The sequence below is a fragment of the Acinetobacter sp. V2 genome (genome assembly GCF_001188385.1).
In the GTDB taxonomy this organism is placed as follows: domain Bacteria; phylum Pseudomonadota; class Gammaproteobacteria; order Pseudomonadales; family Moraxellaceae; genus Acinetobacter; species Acinetobacter oleivorans.
The window spans coordinates 319,283-324,134 of record NZ_JZFB01000001.1 but is presented as its reverse complement, the minus strand read 5'-3'; the positions used below and the strand labels follow the sequence as shown (position 1 = coordinate 324,134).

The following is a 4,852-nucleotide window of genomic DNA, read 5'->3' as shown; positions in this document are numbered from 1 at the left end:
CATATTAAAGTTCTTTCCAGAATGGTCGGTCTATGCCGATGTTTCAAATTACGGCTTTCTCGGGCTTTCCTATTTAGGATGGGTTGGCTTTATGCTGCTTTGGTTACTGCAAGCGATTGTTTTTTGGTCTGGCATGGACAGCATTCGTAAGTTTATTGACTGGGCAGGTCCGGCTGTCTACGTAGTTATGTTTGCGATGGCAGTATGGCTCATCTGGAAAGCTGGCTGGCAGAATATTGATTTAAACTTGAGCGGTGTTCAATACGACGGTTTTGCGGTTGTACCAGTCATGATTGGTGCTATTGCGCTTGTTGTTTCATATTTTTCAGGACCGATGCTGAACTTTGGTGACTTCTCTCGTTATGGCAAAAGTTTTAATGCCATTAAAATGGGAAACTTTCTTGGCTTACCAATTAACTTCTTAGGCTTTTCTTTACTTACTGTGGTGTGTATTGCTGCAACGCTTCCAGTCTACGGCAAACTCATTACAGACCCTGTCGAGATGGTTGGAAAACTTGATAACACCTTTGTGGTGATTTTGGGTAGTTTAACCTTAATGATTGCCACCATCGGAATTAATATTGTCGCTAACTTTGTTTCACCTGCCTTTGATTTTTCCAACGTTTCACCGAGCAAAATTAGCTGGCGCATGGGTGGAATGATTGCAGCAGTTGGTTCGATTTTCATTACCCCATGGAATTTGTTTAATAATCCTCAAGTGGTCCATTACACCATTGATATTTTAGGTGCATTTATCGGTCCGCTTTTTGGCGTATTGATAGCCGATTTTTACCTCGTTAAAAAACAAAAAATCGAAGTAGATGATTTATATACATTAGATACCAAAGGTTTGTATTGGTATAAAAATGGTTATAACCACTCTGCCTTTTATGCCTTAATTCCAGCTTCATTAATTCCTATTTTATGTGTGCTGTTACCACAATTATCTGCTCTTGCTAATTTCACATGGTTTATTGGGATGGGATTTGGTTTTGTGATTTACCGATTTCTTAATCAACCGATTGCCCATGCTAAATCGGCAATGACTAAGGTAAAAGTACAATGAAAATTAAAATTATTAACCCCAATACCACCCAAAGCATGACAGACAAAATTGCTGCATCAGCAAAGATAGTCGCAGGTTCTGGTACTCAAATTATTACAGTGAGTCCCCAAATGGGTCCTGCAACAATTGAAAGTTATTATGATGAAGCTCTAAGTGCCGTAGGTGTCTTAGAAGAAATACGCCAAGGTGAATTTGTAGGTGTAGATGCCTATATTATTGCCTGTTTTGGTGACCCTGCCCTTTATGCTGCCCGTGAAATGACTTCAGCACCTGTGATTGGGATTGCCGAAGCAGCTATACGAACTGCAAGTTATGTAAGTACTGGTTTTAGTGTGGTCACAACCTTACAACGCACAGTGAATATGAGTTGGCATCTGGCTCATCGCTATGGGGCTACACCATTTTGCAAAAATGTTCGAGCTTGTGACATTGCAGTTGAAGAATTGGAGCTTCCTGACTCAGATGCTTATCGAACCATACGAGATGAGTGCAAAAAAGCACTGGTAGAAGATAAAAGCGATGCAATTGTTTTGGGCTGTGCAGGTATGAGTGATTTATGCCTAAAACTACAAAACGAATTGGGAGTGATTGTTATTGACGGCGTTGCAGCAGCAGTTAAACAAGCTGAAATGTTAGTTCAGTTAAATTTAAAAACCAGCAAAGTTGGTGATTGGGCCTTACCTCCTGTAAAGAGTTACACAGGCATATTGTCAGGATTTGGGGCACATTAGAAATAAATTACTGTTTCAATTCCAACTCAAAACGCTGCGTTGGAATTGAAACGGCTGAAAACCAAAGAATTAAACTTCGGCTAACTCTGGCTGTTGTTCATTTTTATAAAATGGCACATCACCGTTAATGGTTGCACGGTGCATGATGCGATGAGCATCGCCATAATCAAACAATGCTTTATGTTGTGTGCAACGGTTATCCCAAATCGCGATATCACCATCTTGCCACTTCCAACGCAAATGAAATTGCTCTTGGGTCGCATGTTCAAACAAGAAATCAAGTAATTGCTCACTTTCTTGTTCAGGTAACTCATTAATGCGAGTGGTAAAGCCCTCACTTACAAACAACAAAGGCTCACCTGTAACAGGATGGGTACGCACCACTGGGTGAACCACTGGTGGGTTACGCTTAAATGTTTGCAAAAGCTTTTCACGTTCTTCTTCGTTATGGGCAAAACGTTCAAGTGGAAAAGACTTACGAATATCGTGGGTTGCAGTTAAGCCACGTAATTTTTGCTGTAACTCAAGCGGAAGCCCTTTAAAAGCTGCTGTATTACTCGACCATAATGTGTCACCGCCTACAGGTGGAATTTTAATGGCTTGCAACACACAACCTAAAGGCGGGGTTTTACTAAAAGTCACATCTGTGTGCCAAAGTTCATTATCACGCAAGTCTTGTTTCCAACTGTCGAGCACCATCACCTCAGGCACATCTTCAATTGAAGGATAAATCGGGTGCACGTGTAAGGTGCCAAAACTGCGTGCCAAGTCTGCTTGTGCTTGCGGCGCTAATTGTTGCTTTCGAAAAAAAATAACCTGATGATCAAGCAAAGCCTGCTGGATTTGTTGCGTTGTCTGTTCATTCAACGCATTCAAATCAATATCGTGAATAATTGCGCCAATGGTAGGCTTGATCACTTCAATATTTAAGTTTGCTACTACTGTATTCATCTTCTTTACTACAACTGCTGACCATACCAAGGAGAAAACTGTTTTTGTAACCAACGTAAAAACAGCTCAAAACTAACTGCGACAATCGCAATCACAATAATGCCTAGAATCACCGTATCGGTAATTAAGAACTGCGCTGCCGATTGCACCATAAAACCAATACCACGGTCCGCTGCAACCAACTCTGCTGCAACTAATGTTGACCAGCCCACCCCAAGACCAATACGAATACCGGTAATAATATGAGGCAAAGCGGTTGGTAAAATGACATGCCAAAATACTTGTGACTGACTTGCCCCTAATGACAATGCCGCACGTTCACGATTTAGCTGATGGCTTAACACACCATGCGCACTACTAATGATGACAGGCGCCAATATCGAGAAGAAAATCAAAAGTACTTTTGTGGTTTCGCCAATACCGAACCAAATAACAAGTAACGGCAAATAAGCTAACGGCGGAATTGGACGTAATAATTCAACCAAAGGATCTAGAACAGCACGAACCCATTTGTTGAGACCCATCCATAAACCCAGCGGAACACCAATCACTACGGCAGCAATCAAAGCCAAAAACACACGAGAGATGCTGGCTGCCAAGTGTTGCCACAAAGTAGCCTTCATAAAGCCTTCTTGGCTGACCGATATAAATTTTTGCCAGACTGCTTGTGGGCTCGGTAAAAACAGTTCAGGTACGACATGCAAAGCAGTAATGAGGAACCAGAGCGCAACAACACTTCCCACACTAATTATGCTAACTGCCAAAGTGCGATGCTTCTCAAAAAATGATGATAGAAATGAAGCATTTTCTGTTTGCACATCTGGCTTAAGTTTTAGCCCTGCTTTGTCATATTCATAGACGTTATCTTTAGTACTCATGTGGTTAACGCCTCCTTACCGCTTTGTTTTTGTGCTCTTAAACTTTCAAACAGCTGCTCTCTGAGCTGAATAAATTGAGGGTCCGATTTAATTGAACGAATAGACTCGCCCTGACGATATCGATTAGCAAAATCGAGATGTAGAGTTTCTACAATTTTGCCTGGATGCGCTGTCATTAGAACTAACTGATTGCTGAGCAATAATGCTTCTTCAATATCATGAGTAATTAAAAAGAAGCTTTTATTTTGTTGAATCCATAAATCGAGCACTAACTGCTGCATGTTTTCACGCGTAAAAGCATCTAATGCCGCAAAAGGTTCATCTAATAAAATAAACGGCGCGTGACTAATCAAAGCTCTGGCAATACCAACACGTTGTTTCATACCACCGGAAAGTTCCCAAATATTGGCTTTTTCAACGTGGCTTAAACCCACAATTTTTAAAATTGCGTTCACTTGTGCTTCGATATCCGCGCGCTTTAAACCTTTTAACTGCAAAGCGAAGCCAACATTATCTGCAACATTCAACCAAGGAAGGAGTGCATGATCCTGAAACACGACAGCGCGGGTTACATCTGGTCCATTTACTACTTCATGATTTACAAGCACATCACCTGAACTCGGCTTTTGAAACCCTGCCAAGATATTAAGCAAAGTTGTTTTGCCACAACCTGACTCGCCCAAAATCACGGTTAAAGAACCTTCTTGAATGGTTAGGTTAATGTCTTGTAAAACTGGCTTTTGCTGTTTAGGGAAAGTCAGATGAATATGTTTGGCTTCTAGTACACTCATGACAACTCCTTAAGGCTGCAAAAATGAAGAATTCACGTTGCCTTTATAATCGGCTTTAAGTTGATCGACCTTGCCCTGACCTTTTAAGAACTTCGCTGTATCAAAAATATTTTGCGCAAATTCACCATCTAACGTTTGTTTTTGCTGAGCGTGGTCTAGGTAAATATTTCCACTTAATAAAAGCGGGATATCTTTTGGATCAGAACCTGTGAGCTGCGCAATTTTTTGCACGTTATCGGCATCTTTAACGTAAGCGGCTGGATCTTGATTATATTTTTCAAGCTGCTCAAGTGTAGTTTTAACAAAAGCTTTTAAGAAATCAGGATTTTTCTCTGCAAAATCTTTACGCACAACCCATAAGTCATAAGTTGGAGCGCCCCATTCACCCACTTGTTTTGAGTCGGTTAAAACCGTACCAGATGCTTTAGCTTTACT

The 4,852-nt window shown here is 41.0% G+C and carries 5 protein-coding genes and 1 pseudogene; 2 read left to right on the top strand and 4 right to left on the bottom strand.

Annotated features, from left to right (window positions below; genetic code table 11):
* Together UC75_RS01475 and UC75_RS01470 are read left to right on the top strand one after the other, a co-directional pair.
* Positions 1-1,066 (top strand): cytosine permease (locus UC75_RS01475; protein ID WP_228137009.1); only part of this gene is annotated, 1,066 nt, incomplete at its 5' end.
* Positions 1,063-1,797 carry an aspartate/glutamate racemase family protein gene (locus UC75_RS01470; protein WP_049836458.1) on the top strand — a complete coding sequence of 245 codons (735 nt, stop codon included), beginning with the start codon at positions 1,063-1,065 and terminating at the stop codon, positions 1,795-1,797. The genes UC75_RS01475 and UC75_RS01470, both read left to right, overlap by 4 nt.
* A 69-nt stretch (positions 1,798-1,866) precedes the next feature.
* On the opposite strand, the gene tauD is transcribed toward UC75_RS01470, so the two are convergent.
* The 4 genes and pseudogenes from tauD to tauA form a co-directional block, all read right to left on the bottom strand.
* Positions 1,867-2,748: a taurine dioxygenase gene (gene tauD, locus UC75_RS01465; RefSeq protein WP_049836457.1), complete on the bottom strand. Its 882-nt coding sequence runs from the start codon at positions 2,746-2,748 to the stop codon at positions 1,867-1,869.
* Positions 2,749-2,756: 8 nt separating this feature from the next.
* Entirely contained in the window at positions 2,757-3,626 is an 870-nt protein-coding gene (gene tauC / locus UC75_RS01460) for a taurine ABC transporter permease TauC (RefSeq protein WP_044102059.1), read from the bottom strand.
* Positions 3,623-4,417, bottom strand: a complete 795-nt coding sequence (locus UC75_RS01455) for a taurine ABC transporter ATP-binding protein (protein ID WP_049836456.1) — start codon at positions 4,415-4,417, stop codon at positions 3,623-3,625. The genes tauC and UC75_RS01455 overlap by 4 nt, the downstream gene beginning before the upstream one ends.
* A 9-nt stretch (positions 4,418-4,426) precedes the next feature.
* Positions 4,427-4,852: pseudogene (tauA, locus tag UC75_RS19665) on the bottom strand (taurine ABC transporter substrate-binding protein); the annotation flags it as partial.